Below are 21,169 nucleotides of genomic sequence, written 5' to 3'. Positions count from 1 at the left end.
GGAGCGGGAGCGACGAGCGCAGGTAGACTCGGTGGCTGACCAGACCGAAAGAACCTTGCTATGCGACTCGTCTTCGCCGGCACGCCCGCCGTCGCCGTCCCCTCTCTGACCGTCCTCGCCGATCGCTTCGAGCTCGCCGCCGTCATCACGCGCGACGACGCCCCGCTCGGCCGCAAACGGGTGCTCACCCCGTCGCCGGTCGCGGCGGCCGCGGCCGACCTCGACCTCCCCGTCATCAAGGCGAACCGGCTGGGGGAGGACGTCACCGAGCAGGTCGTCCGCCTGCAGCCGGACCTCGGCGTCATCGTCGCCTACGGCGGGTTGGTGCGTGAGCCTCTGCTCTCGACGCCGCGGCTGGGCTGGGTCAACCTGCACTTCTCCCTGCTGCCGCGGTGGCGGGGCGCTGCTCCCGTGCAAAGGGCCGTGATGGCCGGCGACGCTGAGACCGGGGCCGCCGTGTTCCAGCTGGTCCCCGGGCTCGACGCGGGCGATGTCCTCGCGCAGCTGCGGCACCCGATCCCGGCCGATGCCACCGCGGGGGAGCTCCTCGACAACCTGGCGGCCGAGGGGGCCGAGCTGCTCGCCGACACCGTGGCTGCGATCGCCGACGGGACGGCCGTCGCGGTGCCGCAGAGCGGAGACCCGGTCCTCGCGCCCAAGCTCACGATCGACGACGCCCGACTCGACCTGACCCTGTCCGTCGACGAGGTCTACGCGCGACTGCGCGGTGTCACGCCGGAGCCCGGCGCGTGGCTCCTGCTCGACGGCGAGCGGTTCAAGGTCCACGCCGCGCGTCCCGCCGGGGGCCTGTCGCTGCCGCCCGGCGTGGTCGCCGAGGTCGATGGCCGAATCGAGGTCGGCACCGGCACCACGCCGCTGGAGCTCGTCACCGTGCAGCCGGCGGGCAGACGCGCCATGGCGGCCGCCGACTGGTGGCGCGGCGCCGGGGGATCGGTGGTGTTCTCGTGAACGACCGGACCAGGGTCCAGCCCTCCCGCCGGGTCGCGTACGACGTGCTCTCCGCGGTGCGGGAGTCCGACGCGTACGCGAACCTCCTGCTGCCCGGCCGCATCGCGCGAGCGGGGCTCTCGCCGGCCGACGCGGCGCTCGCCACGGAGCTGACCTACGGCACCCTGCGGATGCAGGGCTACTACGACCGGGTCATCGCCCGGGCGGCGGGGCGCCCCGTCGACCGGATCGACCCTCCACTGCTCGACGTCCTCCGGCTGGGCGCCCACCAGCTGCTGTCGACCCGCGTGCCGTCGCACGCAGCGGTCAACGAGTCGGTCGCTCTCGCACGACAGGTCGGCAGCCGCTCGGGCACGGGTTTCGTCAACGGCGTGCTCCGCGAGATCGGCCGGTCGACGCCGGAGCAGTGGCGCGAGCGGGTGCTGGCGGACGCGAAGAACGAAGACGAGCGTTTCGCCGCCATCACCTCCCACCCGGCGTGGATCGTCCGGGCCTTCCATCGGTCTCTGGAGGCGGAGGGCCGCGGGGAGGAGCTGGAGGCACTGCTGGAGGCGGACAACGCCGCGCCGCGCGTCAACCTCGTGGCGCTGCCCGGTCTGGCCGAGCCGCCAAGCGGCACACGCCCCGACCGCTTCTCGCCCGTCGGCTTCACGGCGGGCGGGGGAGATCCGCAGGGTCTGGTGACCGAGGCGGAGGGTCGCTTGCGGGTGCAGGACGAGGGGTCGCAGCTCGCGGCGCTCGCGCTGACCCGCGCTCGGCCGATCGAGGACGGCGAACGCTGGCTCGACCTCTGTGCCGGGCCGGGTGGCAAGGCCGCGCTGCTCGCCGCCGAGGCGCTCGCGGGCGGGGCGAGCCTGGTCGCGAACGAGGTGGTGCCGGCACGTGCCGAGCTGGTACGCCGGGCGCTCGCCGCCGTCCCGCTCGACGTGCCGGTGTGGGAGCGCGACGGCCTCGAGGTCGGACGCGGCGAGCCGGAGTCCTTCGACCGCATCCTGCTCGACGCGCCGTGCACCGGACTCGGCGCACTGCGCCGCCGCCCGGAGGCGCGCTGGCGCAAGACGCCCAGGGACGTCGCCGAGCTGACCACCCTGCAGGCGCGCCTGCTCGACTCCGCCGTCGAGGCATTGAAGCCGGGCGGCCTGCTCGTCTACGTGACGTGCTCGCCGCACCTGGCCGAGACCCGCTCGGTGGTCGCGGACGCTCTCGACCGTCATCGCGGCGTGCTCAGGCTCGGCGAGAGCGCAGAGATCGTGCAGTCGGTCGCGAACGAGCGGCTCGACCTGGCGGGAGACCCGCAGCTGGTCCAGCTCTGGCCGCATCGCCACCTGACCGACGCCATGTTCATCGCCGTGCTCGAGAAGGTCGCCGGGTAGCACCCGCCGTGCGGCGTCGCGATCGCTGCGACCTCGGGAGGGCCGCCCGCCCAATAGGCTGGTGCTCATGGCGACGCGTATCAACCCGAGCATCCTGGCTGCCGACTTCGTGAACCTGGAGCGCGATCTCGGGAGCATCGCCACTGCCGACCTGGTGCACGTGGACGTGATGGACAACCACTTCGTCCCGAACCTCACGTTCGGCCCGCAGATGGTGGGGCGCATCCAGGACGTCAGCCCGATCCCGCTCGATGTGCACCTGATGATCGACGACCCCGATCGCTGGGCTCCCGGCTACGCGGAGCTGGGCGCGTTCTCCGTGACGTTCCACGCAGAGGCCGCGGCCGACCCGGTGGCGCTCGCCCGACGACTGCGTGCCCTCGGTGCACGGGCGGGCATCGCCCTGAAGCCGGGCACTGCGGTCGACGGCTACCTCGACCTGCTCGCCGAGTTCGACCAGGTGCTCGTGATGACCGTCGAACCGGGCTTCGGCGGCCAGTCGTTCATGGTCGAGACGATGCCCAAACTGCGTGCGCTCCGGGAGGCCGTCGAAGCACGGGGCCTCGACGTCTGGCTGCAGGTCGACGGCGGGATCACCGAGGAGACCATCGTCACGGCCGCCGAGAACGGTGCAGACACCTTCGTCGCGGGCTCCAGCGTGTTCCGCGGCGAACCGGCCGAGCGGATCGCCGGGCTGCGGGCCGCGGTCGCGGCCCACACGCACTGACCTGCTGGCACCCGGCGCCCGCTGACGCCGGGCGTCCGCCGGCGCCTCCCGCCTACTCCGGCGCCGTCACCGGTGCGGCAGCGATGCGCGCCCGCGCCGGGATGATCGCGAGGGCGCCCACCGCGAGAAGGGCGGTGGCGGCGAACACGTAGAACCCGCCGGGATAGGCGAGGCCCTCGGACACGAGCAGCCCGGTGATCGCCGGTCCCATGATCGCGCCGAGCCGTCCGATGCCGGCGGCGAAGCCGAGCGCGGTGCTGCGGATCTCCGGCGGGTAGAGCTGGGTGACGAAGGCGTAGACGAGCACCTGGGCCGAGAACACGAAGACGCCGGTGACGAAGACGGCGACATAGAGCATCGTGACCTCCTCAAGCCGGATGCTGAGGAACGCGAGCAGGACGCCCGACGCCGCGAACCAGGTCATCGCGATGCGCTTGGTGCCGGAGCGGTCGGCGACGATCCCCGCGAGGATCAGCCCGGTGACGGCGCCCGCGTTCAGTATGAGGAGCAGACCGAGCGAGTCGGTGGAGCCGTACCCGGCGTCGCGCATCAGCTGGGGCAGCCAGGTGTTGAGGCCGTAGACCAGGAGCAGGCCCATGAAGGAGGCGACCCACACGCCGATGCTGATGGTCAGATACGGGCGCTCGACCAGCCGCCGGACGGTCGGCCGCTGCTCCGTCTGCTGCCCGCGCCGCTCTTCCGGCAGCGCGAGACGGATGAGCGGGACCGTGACGAGTCCCGCGATGCCGCCGATCGCGAACAGCACGCGCCAGTCGGGGATGACGGCGAGGGCGAGGAGCGCCGTGAGCACGGCGCCGGCGTGGTACCCGGTCATCGTCAGCGTCGTCGCCTTGCCGGCCCGCTCGCGCGGCATCAGGTCGGTGACGTACGCGATGACGACGGGGAGGCACGCGCCGAGCGCCAGCCCGGCGAGCACGCGCAGCAGGCCGAAGACGAGGATGTTCGGCGCGATCACGATGGCGAGCGTGAGCAGGGAGAAGACGGTCACGCAGAGCAGCAGGCAGACCCGCCGGCCGTAACGGTCCGCGAGCGGCCCGACGGTGAGCGCTCCGATGCCGACGCCGACAAGGCCGGCGGTCGCCACGGCCGTCGCCGCGGGGGCGTCGAAGCCGAGCTCGTGCGTGCTCAGCAGGGTGGGGATGACGGTGCCGAGCACCACCAGGTCGAAGCCGTCGAGGGCCACGATCACCCAGCAGAGCACCAACGGCCAGAAACGGGTGCGCGTCGTCGATTCCATCGCGGACCTCCTTGTCGAATGGAATATGTCAGATGAGACCTGCCGACATTAGCACATGACCTGCGTTCGGCCGGCCGACCTCCGGTCACGCGGACGCGGGCCGCGCTCCGCGACTAGTACGCTGTAACGGTGAAAACCTTCGACGACCTCTTCGCCGAGCTCAGCGAGAAGGCCGAGACCCGCCCGGAAGGCTCCGGGACGGTTCGCGAGCTGGACGCGGGCGTGCACGCCATCGGAAAGAAGATCGTGGAGGAGGCCGCAGAGGTCTGGATGGCCGCGGAGTATGAATCCGACGAAGCCACCGCCGAAGAGATCTCGCAGCTGCTGTACCACCTGCAGGTGCTGCTGATCGCCAAAGGCCTCACTCCGGCCGACGTGTACCGACATCTGTGACGACCGCTCCCGGTCTGTAGATCCGTGCCTCCGTCCGTCACGTCACGAAAGCCACAACACATGCTGAAGATCGCCGTCCCCAACAAGGGCTCCCTCTCCGAGACCGCGGCGCAGATGCTCCACGAGGCCGGCTACCACGGCCGTCGCGACCCCAAGGAGCTCATCGTCGCCGATCCGCGCAACGGCGTGGAGTTCTTCTATCTCCGTCCGCGCGACATCGCGACCTATGTCGGCTCCGGCGCCCTCGACGTCGGCATCACCGGCCGCGACCTGCTGATCGACTCCGGCTCGCCTGCCGCCGAGATCGCCGCTCTCGACTTCGCCGCATCGACGTTCCGCTTCGCCGGGCCGGCCGGGTCGTACACCGACCTCGCCGACCTCGACGGCAAGCGCGTCGCGACCAGCTACCCCGGCCTCGTCGGCCAGTTCCTCGCCGACAGCGGAGTGGACGCGTCGCTGATCAAGCTCGACGGAGCCGTGGAGTCCGCCGTTCGTCTCGGCGTCGCGGACGCCGTGGCCGATGTGGTGGAGACCGGCTCGACCCTGCGCAAGCAGGGCCTGGAGATCTTCGGCCCGGTGATCCTCGAGTCGGAGGCCGTGCTCGTGTCGTCGCCCGCGCCGGCCGCCGGGGTGGACACGCTCCTGCGACGCCTGCAGGGCGTCATGCTCGCCCGGCAGTATGTCCTGGTCGACTACAACCTGCCGGTCGGGCTGCTCGACCAGGCCGTCGCGCTGACCCCGGGCGTCGAGTCTCCCACCGTGTCGCCCCTCGGCGAACCCGACTGGGTCGCCGTGCGGGTCATGATCAAGAGCGACAGCACCAACCAGGTGATGGACGACCTCTACGAACTCGGCGCGCGGGCGATCCTGGTCACCTCGATCCACGCGGCGCGGATCTGATGAGCGTCGCGGTCCGGGTCATCCCGTGTCTCGACGTGGCCGCCGGACGCGTCGTCAAGGGGGTCAACTTCCAGAACCTCCGCGACCAGGGTGATCCCGTCGAGCTCGCCCGCCGGTACTTCGAGCAGGGCGCCGACGAACTCACCTTCCTCGATGTGACGGCGACTGTCGACGACCGGTCGACCACCTACGACGTGGTGCGGGCCACCGCCGAGCAGGTTTTCATCCCGCTGACGGTCGGCGGAGGAGTACGGAGCACGGAGGACGTCGCGAAGCTGCTGGGCAGCGGTGCCGACAAGGTGGGCGTGAACTCCGCGGCCATCGCGCGGCCCGAGCTGGTGGGAGAGATCGCCGAGCGCTTCGGCGCCCAGGTCCTGGTGCTGTCGCTCGACGTCAAGCGGTCGGCGGCCACCGCCTCTGGTTTCGTCGTGACGACCCACGGCGGCCGCACGGAGACGGACATCGACGCCCTGGAGTGGGCCGAGCGCGCGATCGAGCTCGGCGCGGGGGAGCTGCTGGTCAACTCCATCGACGCCGACGGGACGAAGGAAGGGTTCGATCTCGAGCTCATCCGCGAGATCCGCGCGATCAGCAGGGTTCCCGTCATCGCCTCGGGCGGGGCGGGCGCTCTCGCCCACTTCGTGCCGGCGATCGACGCGGGCGCCGACGCGGTGCTGGCGGCGAGCGTGTTCCACTCGGGCGAGATGACCATCGGAGACGTGAAGGACGAGCTGCGACGAGCAGGCCTGGAGGTGCGCTCATGACCGCGACCGACGACGTGATCGGCCGGATCCGGTTCAACGAGGCGGGGCTGGTCCCCGCCGTCATCCAGCAGTGGGACTCCCGCGAGGTGCTCATGATGGGCTGGATGGATGCCGAGGCCGTGCGCCGCACTCTCGGCGAGGGGCGGGTCACCTTCTGGTCGCGCTCGCGCCAGGAGTACTGGCGCAAGGGCGACACCTCCGGCCACGTGCAGTACGTCAAGGGTGCGGCACTCGACTGCGACGGCGACACGCTGCTCGTGACCGTCGAGCAGGTCGGCGCGGCCTGCCACACCGGCACGCGCACCTGCTTCGACGCCGACGTCCTCGAGCCGGTGGTCGCCGACGCCGACAGCGCGCGGCTCGCCGCCGAGATGGGATCGGACCTGTGATCGCCACGGCAGGCGGGACGACCGGACGCGCGGAGTTCGCGGCGCTGGCCGCGGAGCACCGCGTCGTGCCGGTGGTCCGCGAGCTGTTCGCCGACGGGGAGACACCGGTCGGCATCTACCGCAAGCTGGCGGCCGGGCGCCCCGGCACCTTCCTGCTGGAGTCGGCGGAGCAGGGCGGCATCTGGTCTCGGTTCTCGTTCGTGGGAGCGGCGTCGTTCGGCATGCTGACGCAGGACGGCGACGAGGTCCGCTGGCTCGACTACGGGCTCTCGGCGCAGCGCGCGCTGGGCGCTGACGCCTCCGGTCGCCCCCTCGACGCGCTGGCGGCGCTGCACGAGCGGTGGAGCACGCCGCGGATCCCCGGACTGCCTCCGCTGACCGGTGGTCTGGTCGGGTTCATCGGCTGGGAGGCGGTGCGCCAGCTCGAGCGGCTGCCGCAGCGACCGCCCGCCGACTACGACATCCCCGGACAGGCGATGGCCTTCGTCGCCGACCTGGTCGTGATCGACCACCGCTCCGGAACGGTCAAGCTCATCGCCAACGCGCTGGCCGACGGCGAGCGCGACGTCGACGAGCTGTGGAGCGACGCGCAGCAGCGCCTCGACCGCATGCAGACCGAGCTCGCCAGGCCGTCGGAGGCCTGGCTGGCCGACGTCGACCTCGCGGCCGTCGGCAACCCCGTGTCTCGGACGCGCGAAGAGGACTTCCTCGCGTCGGTCGAGACCGCCAAGGAGCGGATCGTCGACGGTGACATCTTCCAGGTGGTGATCTCCCAGCGCTTCGAGCTCGAGTGCACCGCCCCGGCCCTCGACGTCTACCGGGTGCTGCGCTCGCTCAACCCGAGCCCGTACATGTATCTGCTGTCGCTGGAGCGCCCCGACGGCGAGCCGTATCAGATCGTCGGCTCCTCGCCGGAGGCGCTGGTCAAGGTGCAGGAGGGCCGCGCCTTCACGCATCCCATCGCGGGCTCGCGTCCGCGCGGTGCGACGCCGGAGGAGGACCTCGACCTGGAGGCCTCGCTGCTCGCCGACGACAAGGAACGGGCGGAGCACCTGATGCTCGTCGACCTCGCCCGCAACGATCTGCTCAAGGTGTGCGCGGCGGGCAGCGTCGAGGTGACGGAGTTCATGCGTGTCGAGCGCTTCAGCCACATCATGCACATCGTCTCCTCGGTCGAGGGCGACCTGCTCCCGGAGTCCGGGGCGATCGACGTGTTCCGGGCGACTTTCCCGGCAGGCACGCTCTCCGGCGCCCCCAAGCCGATGGCCCTGCGGATCATCGACGAGCTCGAGCCGGCGCAGCGCGGGGTGTACGGGGGAGTCATCGGCTACTTCGACTTCGCGGGAGACGCCGACCTCGCCATCGCGATCCGCACGGCGACGATCATGGGCGGTATCGCCCGGGTGCAGGCCGGAGGCGGCCTGGTCGCCGACTCCGTTCCGGTCCTGGAGTTCCAGGAGTCGCAGAACAAGGCGGCGGCGCCCCTGAGGGCGGTCGCGGTCGCCAACGGCATGAGACGGGTGCGCGGTGCGGACTGAGAACCGCCGCGTCAAGTACCTGACGCTCCTCGCGCTGGTGGTGGGGAGCGGCCTCGGGCTGCTCTCGGCGACCCAGACCTGGTTCGTCATCGGCGTCACCGACGTCGCCGACCACGCCGGCACGGTCACCGTCGCCGGCTCGGCCGCGGCTCCCGCGCTCACGGCCCTCTCGCTCGCCGGGCTGGCGCTGACGGCGGCCCTCGCGATCGCGGGTCCGGCGTTCCGCGTCGTGCTGTCGATCCTGGGCGTGCTGCTCGGCGTCTCGATCGTGTACTCGGCCGTCTCGGTACTGGGCGACCCTCTGAGGGCGGCCGGCGGAGCGATCACGTCCGCGACGGGCGTGGCGGGGGAGAACTCGCTGCGCAAGCTCGTGGAGAGCACGACGACCGAGTTCTGGCCGTGGCTGGCGGTGATCGGCGGCGTGCTGGTCGCGCTCGCGGGTGTCGCGGCCGTCGTCTTCGTGCGCGCGTGGCCCGGCCCGTCGCGGCGGTACCAGACCCGGTTCGCCGGCGAGGACGGTCGTTCGGCGGAGGAGGCCGTCGCCGAACTCGGGGGCGAGGACCGGGACGAGGCGGCAGCCGCCGCCGACGGCAGCGACCACGGGGAGGCCCCCGCAGCGGCGGAAGGCGACACGCCCGACGCTCCCGCGGCGCTCGACCGCGACACCGCGATCGACAGCTGGGACGAGCTGAGCCGCGGCGACGATCCCACGCGCTGAGCCACTAGACTGTTTCCCGATCCACCCATCGTGCGCTTCCCCTTGCCGTGACAGGCGAGGAGCGGCGCACCCGACGTGCAGGAGTCCCATGAGCACCGAGTCAGTCGATCCAGGCCACGGTCATTCGCCGGCGGCGTGGACGGCCGTGATCATCATGCTGATCGCCTTCACCATCGGAGCCGTCGCGTTCTTCTTCGACGCTCCGATCGTGGTGTGGGCGTCTGCGGCTCTCGCCGTGATCGGACTCATCGTCGGCTGGATCATGAAGCGCGCAGGCTACGGAGTGGGCGGCTCCAAGTACCAGCCGAAGGGTCACTAACCCGTGCTCGCCGACCTCGTCGCCGGCGCGCTGGAGGATGCGGAGCGGCGACGCGCCGAGCGCCCGCTCGCCGTGGTCGAGGCGGCCGCTGCCGCCCGTGAGCCCGCCATCGACGCGCTGGCCGCTCTCGCGCCCGCCGATCGGGTGAAGGTCATCGCGGAGGTCAAGCGGGCCAGCCCGTCGCGCGGCGACCTCGCCGAGATCCCGGATCCCGCCGCCCTCGCCGCGCTGTACGAGACGGGCGGTGCGAGCGCGATCAGCGTCCTCACCGAGGAACGCCGGTTCAAGGGATCGCTCGCCGATCTCGAGGCCGTCCGCGCCGCCGTCTCCCTTCCCGTCCTGCGCAAGGAGTTCGTCGCCGATCCGTACCAGGTGTTCGAGGCCCGTGCAGCGGGCGCCGACCTGGTGCTGCTGATCGTCGCCGCGCTCGATCAGCCCCGCCTGGTCGAGCTCCACGGGCTGATCTCCGACCTGGGCATGACCGCCCTGGTCGAGGCGCACACCGAGGAGGAGCTGAGCCGCGCGTTCGACACCGGCGCGACGCTGGTGGGCGTGAACGCGCGCAACCTCTCGACGTTCGAGCTGGATCGGGACCTGTTCGGCCGCTTGGCCGACCGGTACCCCTCCGGCGTCATCCGCGTGGCGGAGTCGGCCGTGAAGTCGGCCGCCGACGTCGCGCACTACCGGGCGGCGGGCGCGGATGTCGTGCTCGTCGGCGAGGCGCTCGTCACGAGCGATCCCGTCGCCACGCTCGGCGAGTTCCTGGGAGCCTGATGTCCCTTCGTTCTGAACACGGACCCTACTTCGGCGAGTTCGGCGGGCGCTTCGTGCCCGAGTCGCTCGTCGCCGCCCTCGACGAGCTGACGACCGCGTGGGAGGAGGCCAAGGCCGACCCGGCGTTCCGCGCGGAGCTCGACGAGCTGCACCGCAGCTACACCGGCCGCCCGAGCATCATCACCGAGGTGCCGCGGTTCGCGCGCCACGCCGGCGGCGCGCGCATCATCCTCAAGCGAGAAGACCTCAACCACACCGGCTCGCACAAGATCAACAACGTGCTGGGCCAGGCCATCCTCACCAAGCGGATCGGCAAGACCCGGGTGATCGCGGAGACCGGGGCCGGCCAGCACGGTGTCGCCACGGCGACCGCCGCTGCGCTGTTCGGGCTCGAGTGCACCATCTACATGGGCGAGGTCGACACCGAGCGCCAGGCGCTGAACGTCGCCCGCATGCGGCTGCTCGGCGCGGAGGTCATCGCGGTCAAGACCGGCTCGCGCACGCTGAAGGACGCCATCAACGACGCGATGCGCGACTGGGTCACCAACGTCGAGAACACCAACTACATTTTCGGCACGGTCGCCGGTCCGCATCCGTTCCCCGAGATGGTGCGCGACCTCCAGAAGATCATCGGCGAAGAGGCCAGAGAGCAGGTCCTCGCTCTGACCGGACGCCTGCCCGACGCGGTCGCGGCGTGCGTCGGCGGCGGCTCCAACGCCATGGGCATCTTCCACGCGTTCCTCGACGACGAAGACGTGCGTCTCGTCGGCTTCGAGGCCGGGGGAGAGGGTGCGGACACCCCGCGTCACGCGGCGACCATCACCAAGGGGCGCCCGGGTGTCCTGCACGGCGCCCGCAGCATGCTGCTGCAGGACGAGGACGGCCAGACGATCGAGTCGCACTCGATCTCGGCGGGCCTCGACTACCCGGGCGTCGGCCCGGAGCACGCGTGGCTGGCGACCATCGGCCGCGCCGAGTACCGCCCGGTGTCCGACGCGGACGCCATGGAGGCGCTGAAGCTGCTCAGCCGCACCGAGGGCATCATCCCGGCCATCGAGTCGGCGCACGCCCTCGCCGGCGCACTCGAGCTCGGCAAGCAGGTCGGCCCTGACGGCATCGTGCTCGTGAACCTCAGCGGTCGCGGCGACAAAGACATGGAGACCGCCGGACGCTACTTCGGCCTGATCGACGAAGGAGCCGTGCAGTCGTGAGCCGCGTGGCAGACACCATCGCGCGCCGCAACACCGAGGCGGGCGGCGCTCTCATCGGCTACCTGCCGGCGGGTTTCCCCGACCTGCAGACCAGCATCGATGCCGCCGTGGCCCTGGCCGAGAACGGTGTCGACGTCATCGAGCTCGGCCTGCCGTACTCGGACCCGGTCATGGACGGCACCGTCATCCAGGCCGCGACCCAGCAGGCGCTGTCGAACGGCTTCCGGCTGCGCGACGGCTTCACCGCCGTGCGCGAGATCACGCAGCGCGTCGCCGTCCCCGTGCTCGTCATGACCTACTGGAACCCGGTGCTGCAGTACGGCGTCGACCGCTTCGCCGACGACCTCGTCGCCGCGGGAGGGGCAGGGCTCATCACGCCGGACCTCATCCCCGACGAGGGCGCTTCGTGGCTGGCGGCCTCCGACCGCACCGGCCTCGACCGGGTGTTCCTCGCCGCTCCCTCCTCCACCGACGCGCGCCTGCGCACCACCGTCGAGAGCAGCCGTGGATTCGTCTACGCCGTCTCCACGATGGGCATCACCGGGGCGCGCAGCGACGTCGACTCCGCGGCGCGCACGCTCGTCGCCCGCCTGCGCGACGCCGGTGCGACGAGCACCTGCGTGGGCCTCGGGATCTCCAGCGCCGCCCAGGTGGCCGAGGTGCTCGAGTACGCGGACGGCGCGATCGTCGGCTCGGCGCTCGTCAAGGCCCTCGCCGACGGTGGCGTGGCAGCGGCCGGCCGCGTGGCGGCGGAGCTCGCCCAGGGCACCGCACGGCAGGGCGCATCGGCCTGACGTCGAAGTCTCCGGCCCCCGCGGGTCGGTGACATCGCAGCGCTGCATTTAGACTGGAGGCCGTGCGTCATTCGGCGCCGGACTCCCTAAGACACGAAAGGTAGTCTTCGCGTGGTCGCGACGATGAGCAGCTGGGTCGCCAGCATCCCGAGCCCGGGGCCCGAGTGGCAAGAGATTCCGCTGCCGTTCTGGCCGTACCGCATCCAGGTGTACGCCCTCGTCATCCTCGTCGGCATCATCATCGCCGCCGCCTGGACGTCCAGGCGACTCACGAAGCGCGGCGCGGAGCCCGGTGTCATCCTCGACATCCTGCTGTGGGCCGTCGTGCTCGGAATCGTCGGCGCCCGCATCTACCATGTGCTCACGCACCCCTCCGACTACTTCGCGGCGGGCCACAACACGTGGAACCCGTTCCAACCGGGCAGTGTCTGGGCGATCTGGGAGGGCGGCAACGCCATCTTCGGCTCCCTGATCGGCGGCGCGGTCGGCATCTGGATCGCCTGCCGCATCAGCGGCCTGCGGTTCTGGAGCGTCGCCGACGCGCTCGCTCCCGCGCTGCTGCTCGCTCAGGCCATCGGCCGGATCGGCAACTACTTCAACCAGGAGCTCTTCGGCCTCCCGACCAACCTGCCGTGGGGCCTGCAGATCGACGCCGGCAACAAGGCCATCCCGGTCGGACTGCCGGACGGCACGCTGTTCCAGCCGCTGTTCCTGTACGAGATCATCTGGAACGTCATCGGCGTCTTCGTGATCATCCTCCTCGAGCGCAGATTCCGCCTGCAGTGGGGCAAGACGCTGGCCGTCTACCTCATCTGGTACGGCGTCGGGCGCTCCTACCTCGAGTCGATCCGGATCGACCCGAGCGAGTTCACCTTCCTCGGTATTCCGAGCAACGTGTGGGCGGCGTTCGCCGCCGTCGTGCTCGGCATCGTGATCTTCATCGTGCAGTCCCGACGTCACCCCGGGCTCGAGCCGGGTGTCTACCACCCGGGCCGTGAATGGGTTCGCCCGGATGCTGAGGTAGACTCGGAAGACACGGACTCGGACGACGAGGACTTCGTCGATGGCGACGGGGAGCCCACCGGGTCCGCAGGAGCCAAGGCCACAAGCCCGTCGAACGGATGATCTCCGTCGGCTCATGACAACCCGGCACTATCGCTACTCGTCAAGGCACACACCCGTCGAGGCGATCCCGTAACCATCATCTGACCGCACGGACGACCCGGGCCGCACACAAGCCCGGCGCAACAGCGGCGGAACCCTCCCAGCAACGGGCCGAAGGCGTCCCCGCACTCCAATCCCCACATCCACGACACTGTGAGGACGGTCGACACATGGCGCTCACGCCTCCCCATTCCCGGTTCAGCATGATCCCCGGCAAGCAGGGTCTCTACGACCCTGCCGCCGAGAAGGATGCGTGTGGTCTCGCCATGGTCGCGACCCTGCGCGGAACCGCGGGGCACGACATCATCGACGCGGCGCTCGAGGCGCTGCGACACCTGGAGCACCGCGGCGCGGTCGGCTCCGACGCCGGAACGGGCGACGGCGCCGGCATCATCACGCAGGTGCCGGACGCCTTCCTGCGCGCCGTCTCCGGCTTCGAGCTGCCGGGCGCCGGTCGCTTCGCGGTCGGCAACGCGTTCCTTCCCTCGGACGCCGACGACCGCGAGCGGATCAAGGCCGCCGTCGCCGGGATCGCGGCGGAGCACGACCTGGCCGTGCTGGGCTGGCGGCCGGTTCCGGTCCGGCCGGAGGAGCTCGGCAACCTGGCGCGCGCTGCGATGCCGGTCATCGAGCAGCTCTTCGTCGCGAGCACACGCACCGACGAGCGCGGAGAGCCGCTCGGCGGGATCGCGCTCGACCGGCTCACCTTCTTCCTGCGCAAGCGGGCGGAGCGCGAGCTCGACCTGTACTTCTCCTCGCTGTCCAGCCGCACCATGGTCTACAAGGGCATGGTGACGACGCTCCAGCTGGAGCCGTTCTACCCCGACCTCTCCGACCAGCGGTTCGCCTCCAAGCTCGCCCTGGTGCACTCGCGGTACTCGACCAACACGTTCCCGTCGTGGCCGCTCGCGCAGCCGTTCCGGATGATCGCCCACAACGGCGAGATCAACACGGTCCAGGGCAACCGCAACTGGATGCGCGCCCGTCAGTCGCAGCTCGAGAGCGAGCTGCTGGGCGACCTGGCGCCGGTCCTCCCGATCGTCACGCCCGGTGCGTCCGACTCCGCTTCGTTCGACGAGGTGGTGGAGCTCCTCTCGCTCACCGGCCGCTCGCTGCCGCACGCCGTGATGATGATGGTGCCGGAGGCGTGGGAGAACCAGACAGAGATCGACCCGGTGCGCCGCGACTTCTACGAGTACCACTCGATGCTCATGGAGCCGTGGGACGGCCCGGCCGCGATCGTCTTCACCGACGGTTCGCTCGTCGGCGCAACGCTCGACCGCAACGGGCTGCGCCCCGGCCGCTACGTCGTGACGAACGACGGCCTCGTGGTGCTCGCCTCCGAGATCGGCGTGCTCGACATCGAGCCCACCCGGATCGTGCGCAAGGGCCGGCTGCGTCCCGGCCGCATGTTCCTGGTGGACACCGTCGCGGGGCGCCTGATCGAAGACGACGAGATCAAGTCGGAGCTCGCCGCCGGTGCGCCGTACGGCGAGTGGCTCGACGAGGGCCGCATCAACCTGAAGGACCTGCCGGAGCGCGAGCACATCGTGCACACGCCCGCCTCGATCACGCGCCGCCAGCGCACCTTCGGCTACACCGAGGAGGAGGTCCGCATCCTCCTGAAGCCGATGGCGACCACGGGTGCGGAGCCGTTGGGCGCGATGGGATCCGACACCCCGGTGGCCGTGCTGTCCGAGCGCCCGCGCCTGCTGTTCGACTACTTCACGCAGCAGTTCGCGCAGGTGACCAACCCGCCGCTGGACTCGATCCGCGAAGAGGTCGTCACGACCATGAAGCTGGGCCTCGGCCCGGAGCGCAACCTGCTCACGGCCGGCCCGGAGCACGCGCGTCAGGTCGTCCTCGACTTCCCGGTGATCGACAACGACGAGCTCGCGAAGATCCAGCACATCGACCCGCGGCCGGGCAGCCGGCTCACGACGACCGTCCGCGGCCTCTACCGCTTCGACGCGGGCCCCGACGCGATGCAGCTCCGGCTGGCCGAGATGTGCCGCGAGGTCGACGAGGCGATCGAGGCCGGCGCCCAGTTCATCGTGTTGAGCGACCGCGACTCCACCAAAGATCTGGCGCCCATCCCGTCCCTGCTGATGCTCGCCGCGGTGCACCACCATCTGATCCGTGCGGAGAACCGCATGAAGGTGGGCCTGATCGTGGAGGCCGGCGACGTTCGCGAGGTGCACCACATCGCGCTGCTCATCGGCTACGGAGCCTCGGCGATCAACCCGTATCTCGCGATGGAGACCTGCGAGGAGCTGGTGCGCAGCGGGATGATCACCACCGTCTCGCCCGAGAAGGCCGTCAAGAACGTGATCAAGGCGCTCGGCAAGGGCGTGCTCAAGATCATGTCGAAGATGGGCATCTCGACCGTGTCCTCCTACGCGGGTGCTCAGGCGTTCGAGGCCGTCGGCCTCAGCCAGGAGTTCGTGGACGAGTACTTCACCGGTACGACGAGCAAGCTCGGCGGCATCGGGATCGAGGTGATCGCGGCCGAGAACCTGTCGCGGCACACGAGCGCCTACCCGGCGGAGGGCGCCATCCTCGCGCACGAGCGGCTGGCGACCGGCGGCGAGTACCAGTGGCGCCGCGACGGCGCGCCGCACCTGTTCAACCCGGAGACGGTCTTCCGCCTGCAGCACTCGACGCGCACCCGCAGGTACGACGTCTTCCGCGAGTACACCAAGCTCGTCGACGACCAGGCCGAGTCGCTGATGACCCTCCGCGGCATGTTCGCCCTCAAGACCGGCACCCGCCCTGCGGTCCCGATCGAGGAGGTCGAGCCTGTCGAGTCGATCGTCAAGCGGTTCTCCACCGGTGCGATGAGCTACGGCTCGATCTCCAAGGAGGCGCACGAGACCCTCGCGATCGCGATGAACCGGCTGGGCGCGAAGTCCAACACCGGCGAGGGCGGGGAAGACCTCGACCGCCTCCTCGACCCGGAGCGCCGCAGCGCGATCAAGCAGGTCGCCTCGGGCCGGTTCGGTGTCACGTCGATGTATCTGACGCACGCCGACGACATCCAGATCAAGCTCGCCCAGGGTGCGAAGCCCGGCGAGGGCGGCCAGCTGCCGCCGACGAAGGTCTACCCGTGGGTCGCCCGCACGCGGCACGCGACCGCCGGCGTCGGACTGATCTCGCCGCCCCCGCACCACGACATCTACTCGATCGAGGACCTCAAGCAGCTCATCTTCGACCTGAAGCGTGCGAACCCGCAGGCGCGGGTGCACGTGAAGCTGGTGAGCGAGTCCGGCATCGGTGCGGTGGCGGCCGGAACCGCGAAGGCCCTCGCCGACGTCATCCTGGTGTCCGGTCACGACGGCGGCACCGGCGCCTCGCCGGTCAACTCGCTCAAGCACGCGGGTACGCCGTGGGAGCTCGGTCTCGCCGAGACCCAGCAGACGCTCATGCTCAACGGCATGCGCGAGCGTGTGGTGGTGCAGGTCGACGGCCAGCTCAAGACCGGCCGCGACGTCATCGTCGGCGCCCTGCTCGGCGCGGAGGAGTTCGGTTTCGCGACCGCTCCGCTGGTCGTCTCCGGCTGCATCATGATGCGGGTCTGCCACCTCGACACCTGCCCGGTCGGCGTCGCCACGCAGAACCCGGAGCTGCGCTCCCGGTTCTCGGGCAAGCCCGAGTTCGTGGTGAACTTCTTCGAGTTCATCGCGCAGGAGGTGCGCGAGTACCTCGCCGAGCTCGGATTCCGCAGCCTGGACGAGGCCATCGGGCATGCCGAGCTGCTCGACGCCGACCGTGCCATCGAGCACTGGAAGGCGTCGGGTATGGACCTGACCCCGATCCTGCGCGGTCCGGAGTTCCCGGACGACGCGCCGCGCAAGAACGGCCGCGCACAGGACCACGAGCTCGACGAGCACTTCGACAACCAGCTCATCCAGGCGGCGCACGACGTGCTCGCCGCGGAGCGTCCCGGCGCGGACGGCGCGACCCTGTCGCTCAGCCTGCCGATCCGGAACACCGAGCGCGCCGTCGGCACCATGCTCGGGCACGAGGTGACCGTTCGCCACGGCGAGAACGGTCTCCCGACCGGCACCATCGACATCACGCTCACGGGCTCGGCCGGCCAGTCGCTCGGCGCCTTCCTCCCGGCGGGCATCACGCTGCGCCTGGAGGGCGACTCCAACGACTACGTCGGCAAGGGTCTCTCCGGCGGCCAGATCATCGTCCGGCCCCCGCAGGGCACGGTGTTCCCGGCCGAACGGAACGTGATCGCCGGCAACGTGATCGGCTACGGCGCCACGCAGGGCAGCATGTTCATCCGCGGCATCGTGGGCGAGCGCTTCCTGGTCCGCAACTCCGGCGCGACGGCGGTCGTCGAGGGGGTGGGCGATCACGCGCTCGAGTACATGACGGGTGGCCTCGCTGTCATCCTCGGCGGCACCGGACGCAACCTGGGCGCCGGGATGTCCGGCGGCACGGCCTACGTGTACGACCTGAAGACCGAGCGCGTCAACCGCGAGGCGATCGCCAGCGGTGAGCTGGAGCTGCTGCCGCTCGGCAGCGCGGACATCGAGATCGTGCGCGACCTGCTGGAGCAGCACCGCGTCGAGACCGGGTCGGCACTGGCCGAGCGGATGCTCGCCGACTTCGACGCGACCGTGGCGGCGTTCGTCAAGGTGCTGCCGCGCGACTACGCGGCCGTGCTCCAGATGCGCCAGGAGGCCGTCGACGAGGGACTCGACCCGGACGGCGACATTGTGTGGAATCGGATTCTGGAGGTGACCGGCGGATGATGCTGCCTGATCCTGAGGATTTCGTACGACTGGAGGTGACCGGTGGCTGACCCCAAAGGCTTTCTGAAGACGACCGAGCGGGAGCTGCCGAAGCGCCGTCCCGTCTCGGTCCGGCTCATGGACTGGAAAGAGGTCTACGAGGCGGGCGACCCCGCGCAGCTGCGCAGGCAGGCCGGCCGCTGCATGGACTGCGGCGTGCCGTTCTGCCACCAGGGCTGTCCGCTCGGCAACCTGATCCCGGAGTGGAACGACCTGATGTGGCGCGGGGAGGGCCGTCAGGCCATCGAGCGCCTGCACGCGACCAACAACTTCCCGGAGTTCACCGGCCGCCTCTGCCCGGCCCCGTGCGAGTCGTCGTGCGTGCTCGGCATCAACCAGCCCGCCGTGACGATCAAGCAGGTCGAGGTGTCGATCATCGACCAGGCCTGGCAGAACGGCTGGGTGCAGCCGCACCCGCCGGAGCGCCTCACCGGCAAGACCGTCGCCGTCGTCGGCTCCGGCCCCGCCGGTCTCGCGGCCGCGCAGCAGCTGACCCGTGCGGGCCACACGGTCGCCGTGTACGAGCGCGACGACCGCATCGGCGGCCTGCTGCGCTACGGCATCCCTGATTTCAAGATGGAGAAGAAGCACCTCGAGGCGCGTCTGAACCAGATGATGGCCGAGGGCACCCGGTTCCGCGCCGGCGTGAACATCGGCGTCGACATCGCCTGGGACGACCTGCGGGCCCGCTACGACGCGGTCGTCGTCGCGACCGGCGCGATGGTGCCGCGCGACCTCCCGATCCCGGGCCGCGACCTGGCCGGCGTGCACTTCGCGATGGAATACCTCGTCCAGCAGAACAAGGCGGGCGCCGGCGACCAGATCGCCGATCAGATCACGGCGGACGGCAAGCACGTCATCGTCCTCGGCGGCGGCGACACCGGTGCGGACTGCATCGGCACCGCCCACCGCCAGGGTGCGGCGAGCGTGACCAACCTGGCGATCGGCAAGCAGCCGCCGGCGGAGCGCCCCGCGCACCAGCCGTGGCCGATGACCCCGACGCTGTTCGAGGTGCAGAGCGCGCACGAGGAGGGCGGAGCACGCGAGTACCTCGCGTCGACCGTCGAGTTCCTCGCGAACGAGTTCGGCGAGGTCAGGGCGCTCCGTGTCGCGGAGACCGAGTACCTCGACGGCCGCCGCGTGCCGAAGGCCGGGACGGAGCGCGAGATCCCCGCGGACCTCGTCCTCCTCGCCCTGGGATTCACCGGCCCGGAGCAGGACGGTCTGAGCGGTCAGCTCGGCCTCCCGTTCGACGACCGGGGCAACGTGGCACGCGACGGCGACTACCAGACCAGCGAGGCCGGCGTGTTCGTCGCCGGCGACGCGGGCCGCGGTCAGTCGCTCATCGTCTGGGCCATCGCAGAGGGCCGGGCAGCGGCAGCCGCCGTCGACCGGTATCTTGAAGGGGAGACGCAGTTGCCGTCGCCGGTCCGTCCCACCGACCGGGGCATCCTCGTCTGATCCCCTCCACCACGAGAACGCGCCGTCAGGGGTGCGAGAATCACGGAGCACTGAAAAACCCATGAGAAGGGCGAAAATCGTCGCGACCCTCGGTCCGGCGACCTCCAGCTACGACAACATCCGCGCGATCATCGACGCGGGCGTGGACGTGGCGAGGATGAATCTGAGCCACGGCAGCTACGACGTGCACGAGGGGGTCTACGCCAACGTGCGCAAGGCCGCCGAGGACGCGGGGAAGCCGGTCGCCGTCCTGGTCGACCTCCAGGGTCCCAAGATCCGTCTCGGCAAGTTCGAGGCCGGCCCCTACGATCTCGCCCAGGGCGACATCTTCAAGATCACCACCGACGACATCATCGGCACCAAGGAGATCTCCTCGACCACGTTCAAGGGCCTGCCCAACGACGTGAAGCCGGGCGACTTCCTGCTGATCGACGACGGCAAGGTGCGCGTGCGCGTCGTCGAGGTCGAGGGCAACGTCGTGACCACCGAGGTCGTCGTCGCGGGCCCCGTCTCGAACAACAAGGGCATCAACCTCCCGGGCGTCGCGGTCAACGTGCCGGCACTGTCCGAGAAGGACGAGGCGGACCTGCGCTGGGGCCTCAAGCTCGGCGCTGACATCATCGCGCTCTCGTTCGTGCGCAACGCCAAGGACATCGAGCGCGTGCACGAGATTATGGCCGAGGAGGGCCGCAAGGTCCCCGTGGTGGCCAAGATCGAGAAGCCGCAGGCCGTGGAAGCACTCGAGGAGATCATCGAGGCGTTCGACGCCATCATGGTCGCCCGCGGCGACCTGGGCGTCGAGCTGCCGCTGGAGGCCGTGCCGATCGTGCAGAAGCGCGCGGTGGAGCTCGCCCGTCGCGCGGCGAAGCCCGTCATCGTGGCCACGCAGATGCTCGAGTCGATGATCTCCAGCCCGGTCCCGACCCGCGCGGAGACCTCCGACGTCGCCAACGCCGTCCTCGACGGCGCGGACGCGGTGATGCTCTCGGGCGAGACCAGCGTCGGCGAGTACCCGGCGATCACGGTCGCGACCATGGCGCGCATCGTGACCTCCACCGAGGAGCACGGGCTCGACCGCATCCAGCCCCTCGGCACGCGTCCCCGCACTCAGTCCGGTGCGATCACGCTGGCCGCTGTGGAGGTCGCGGACTTCGTCGAGGCGAAGTTCCTCTGCGTCTTCACCGAGTCGGGCGAGTCGGCACGCCGGATGGCACGCCTGCGCAACAAGATCCCGATCCTCGCCTTCACCCCGGAGGAGTCGGTCCGGCGGCGCATGTCGCTGTTCTGGGGCGTCGAGTCCTTCGTGGTCGGCCGCGTCACGCACACCGACCAGATGGTCGCGCAGGTGGACGAGGCGCTCAAGTCCACCGGACGCGCCGTCGACGGCGACCGGGTCATCATCATCTCCGGTTCCCCTCCCGGGATCCCCGGAACCACCAACGACATCCGCGTCCACAAGGTGGGCGACGTCCTGTAGCGACGGATGGAGGAAGGTCCCGCTCCGGCGGGGCCTTCTGCGTGTGTCGGAGGGTTCGTCCCGGCGGCTCACAGGTGACGTCATACCAGGGGATGATTTGTGGTCCTCCCATGGAATCCGGAGGGTCGGCGCCGC

Annotated in this window: 18 protein-coding genes; 17 read left to right on the top strand and 1 reads right to left on the bottom strand. The window is 70.6% G+C overall.

What is annotated here, in order from left to right:
* The first annotated feature begins 60 nt into the window (after positions 1 to 60).
* From fmt to rpe, 3 genes are all read left to right on the top strand, one after another.
* The gene (fmt, locus tag KNO15_RS03040; RefSeq protein WP_241701975.1) at positions 61 to 969 is read left to right on the top strand and encodes a methionyl-tRNA formyltransferase; all 909 of its coding nucleotides are present in this window, start codon (positions 61 to 63) and stop codon (positions 967 to 969) included.
* Positions 966 to 2,342: an RsmB/NOP family class I SAM-dependent RNA methyltransferase gene (locus KNO15_RS03035; protein WP_241701974.1), complete on the top strand. Its 1,377-nt coding sequence runs from the start codon at positions 966 to 968 to the stop codon at positions 2,340 to 2,342. The genes fmt and KNO15_RS03035 overlap by 4 nt, the downstream gene beginning before the upstream one ends.
* Positions 2,343 to 2,409: 67 nt before the next feature.
* Positions 2,410 to 3,069, top strand: coding sequence for a ribulose-phosphate 3-epimerase (rpe, locus tag KNO15_RS03030; RefSeq protein ID WP_241701973.1), 660 nt, complete (start codon positions 2,410 to 2,412; stop codon positions 3,067 to 3,069).
* Between the two features lie 52 nt (positions 3,070 to 3,121).
* Here rpe and KNO15_RS03025 read toward each other — a convergent pair whose 3' ends face one another.
* Positions 3,122 to 4,327 carry an MFS transporter gene (locus tag KNO15_RS03025; RefSeq protein ID WP_241701972.1) on the bottom strand — a complete coding sequence of 402 codons (1,206 nt, stop codon included), beginning with the start codon at positions 4,325 to 4,327 and terminating at the stop codon, positions 3,122 to 3,124.
* 129 nt (positions 4,328 to 4,456) lie between these two features.
* Between KNO15_RS03025 and KNO15_RS03020 the strand changes: the two genes are divergently transcribed.
* From KNO15_RS03020 to pyk, 14 genes are all read left to right on the top strand, one after another.
* Positions 4,457 to 4,720, top strand: a complete 264-nt coding sequence (locus KNO15_RS03020) for a phosphoribosyl-ATP diphosphatase (RefSeq protein ID WP_208039408.1) — start codon at positions 4,457 to 4,459, stop codon at positions 4,718 to 4,720.
* 60 nt (positions 4,721 to 4,780) lie between these two features.
* Complete coding sequence (hisG, locus tag KNO15_RS03015) at positions 4,781 to 5,620, top strand: ATP phosphoribosyltransferase (RefSeq protein ID WP_241701971.1); 840 nt, start codon at positions 4,781 to 4,783, stop codon at positions 5,618 to 5,620.
* Positions 5,620 to 6,384: an imidazole glycerol phosphate synthase subunit HisF gene (gene hisF, locus KNO15_RS03010; RefSeq protein WP_241701970.1), complete on the top strand. Its 765-nt coding sequence runs from the start codon at positions 5,620 to 5,622 to the stop codon at positions 6,382 to 6,384. Before hisG ends, hisF begins: the two co-directional genes overlap by 1 nt.
* A complete protein-coding gene (hisI, locus tag KNO15_RS03005) occupies positions 6,381 to 6,773 on the top strand; it encodes a phosphoribosyl-AMP cyclohydrolase (RefSeq protein ID WP_241701969.1) in 393 nt (130 codons plus the stop codon). The genes hisF and hisI overlap by 4 nt, the downstream gene beginning before the upstream one ends.
* Complete coding sequence (locus KNO15_RS03000) at positions 6,770 to 8,311, top strand: anthranilate synthase component I (protein ID WP_241701968.1); 1,542 nt, start codon at positions 6,770 to 6,772, stop codon at positions 8,309 to 8,311. Before hisI ends, KNO15_RS03000 begins: the two co-directional genes overlap by 4 nt.
* Positions 8,301 to 9,029 (top strand): Trp biosynthesis-associated membrane protein, encoded by a 729-nt coding sequence (locus tag KNO15_RS02995; protein ID WP_241701967.1) that lies wholly within the window; start codon positions 8,301 to 8,303, stop codon positions 9,027 to 9,029. Before KNO15_RS03000 ends, KNO15_RS02995 begins: the two co-directional genes overlap by 11 nt.
* Positions 9,030 to 9,117: 88 nt before the next feature.
* Positions 9,118 to 9,348: a DUF6704 family protein gene (locus tag KNO15_RS02990; RefSeq protein WP_241701966.1), complete on the top strand. Its 231-nt coding sequence runs from the start codon at positions 9,118 to 9,120 to the stop codon at positions 9,346 to 9,348.
* 3 nt (positions 9,349 to 9,351) lie between these two features.
* Positions 9,352 to 10,122: an indole-3-glycerol phosphate synthase TrpC gene (gene trpC / locus KNO15_RS02985; RefSeq protein ID WP_241701965.1), complete on the top strand. Its 771-nt coding sequence runs from the start codon at positions 9,352 to 9,354 to the stop codon at positions 10,120 to 10,122.
* Positions 10,122 to 11,333, top strand: coding sequence for a tryptophan synthase subunit beta (trpB, locus tag KNO15_RS02980; RefSeq protein ID WP_241701964.1), 1,212 nt, complete (start codon positions 10,122 to 10,124; stop codon positions 11,331 to 11,333). Before trpC ends, trpB begins: the two co-directional genes overlap by 1 nt.
* On the top strand, positions 11,330 to 12,127 hold the full coding sequence (trpA, locus tag KNO15_RS02975) for a tryptophan synthase subunit alpha (RefSeq protein WP_241701963.1): 798 nt from the start codon (positions 11,330 to 11,332) through the stop codon (positions 12,125 to 12,127). The genes trpB and trpA overlap by 4 nt, the downstream gene beginning before the upstream one ends.
* A 123-nt stretch (positions 12,128 to 12,250) precedes the next feature.
* Positions 12,251 to 13,252 (top strand): prolipoprotein diacylglyceryl transferase, encoded by a 1,002-nt coding sequence (lgt, locus tag KNO15_RS02970; RefSeq protein WP_241702671.1) that lies wholly within the window; start codon positions 12,251 to 12,253, stop codon positions 13,250 to 13,252.
* Positions 13,253 to 13,461: 209 nt separating this feature from the next.
* The gene (gltB, locus tag KNO15_RS02965) at positions 13,462 to 18,057 is read left to right on the top strand and encodes a glutamate synthase large subunit (protein ID WP_241701962.1); all 4,596 of its coding nucleotides are present in this window, start codon (positions 13,462 to 13,464) and stop codon (positions 18,055 to 18,057) included.
* Between the two features lie 42 nt (positions 18,058 to 18,099).
* Positions 18,100 to 19,557: a glutamate synthase subunit beta gene (locus tag KNO15_RS02960; RefSeq protein ID WP_241701961.1), complete on the top strand. Its 1,458-nt coding sequence runs from the start codon at positions 18,100 to 18,102 to the stop codon at positions 19,555 to 19,557.
* Positions 19,558 to 19,618: 61 nt separating this feature from the next.
* A complete protein-coding gene (gene pyk, locus KNO15_RS02955) occupies positions 19,619 to 21,034 on the top strand; it encodes a pyruvate kinase (protein WP_241701959.1) in 1,416 nt (471 codons plus the stop codon).
* Positions 21,035 to 21,169: the final 135 nt, after the last annotated feature.

The sequence above is a fragment of the Leifsonia shinshuensis genome (assembly GCF_022606355.1).
In the GTDB taxonomy this organism is placed as follows: Bacteria; Actinomycetota; Actinomycetes; order Actinomycetales; family Microbacteriaceae; genus Leifsonia; species Leifsonia shinshuensis_B.
The sequence above is the reverse complement of the archived record's forward strand: the minus strand, read 5'-3'. Positions and strand labels throughout refer to the sequence as shown.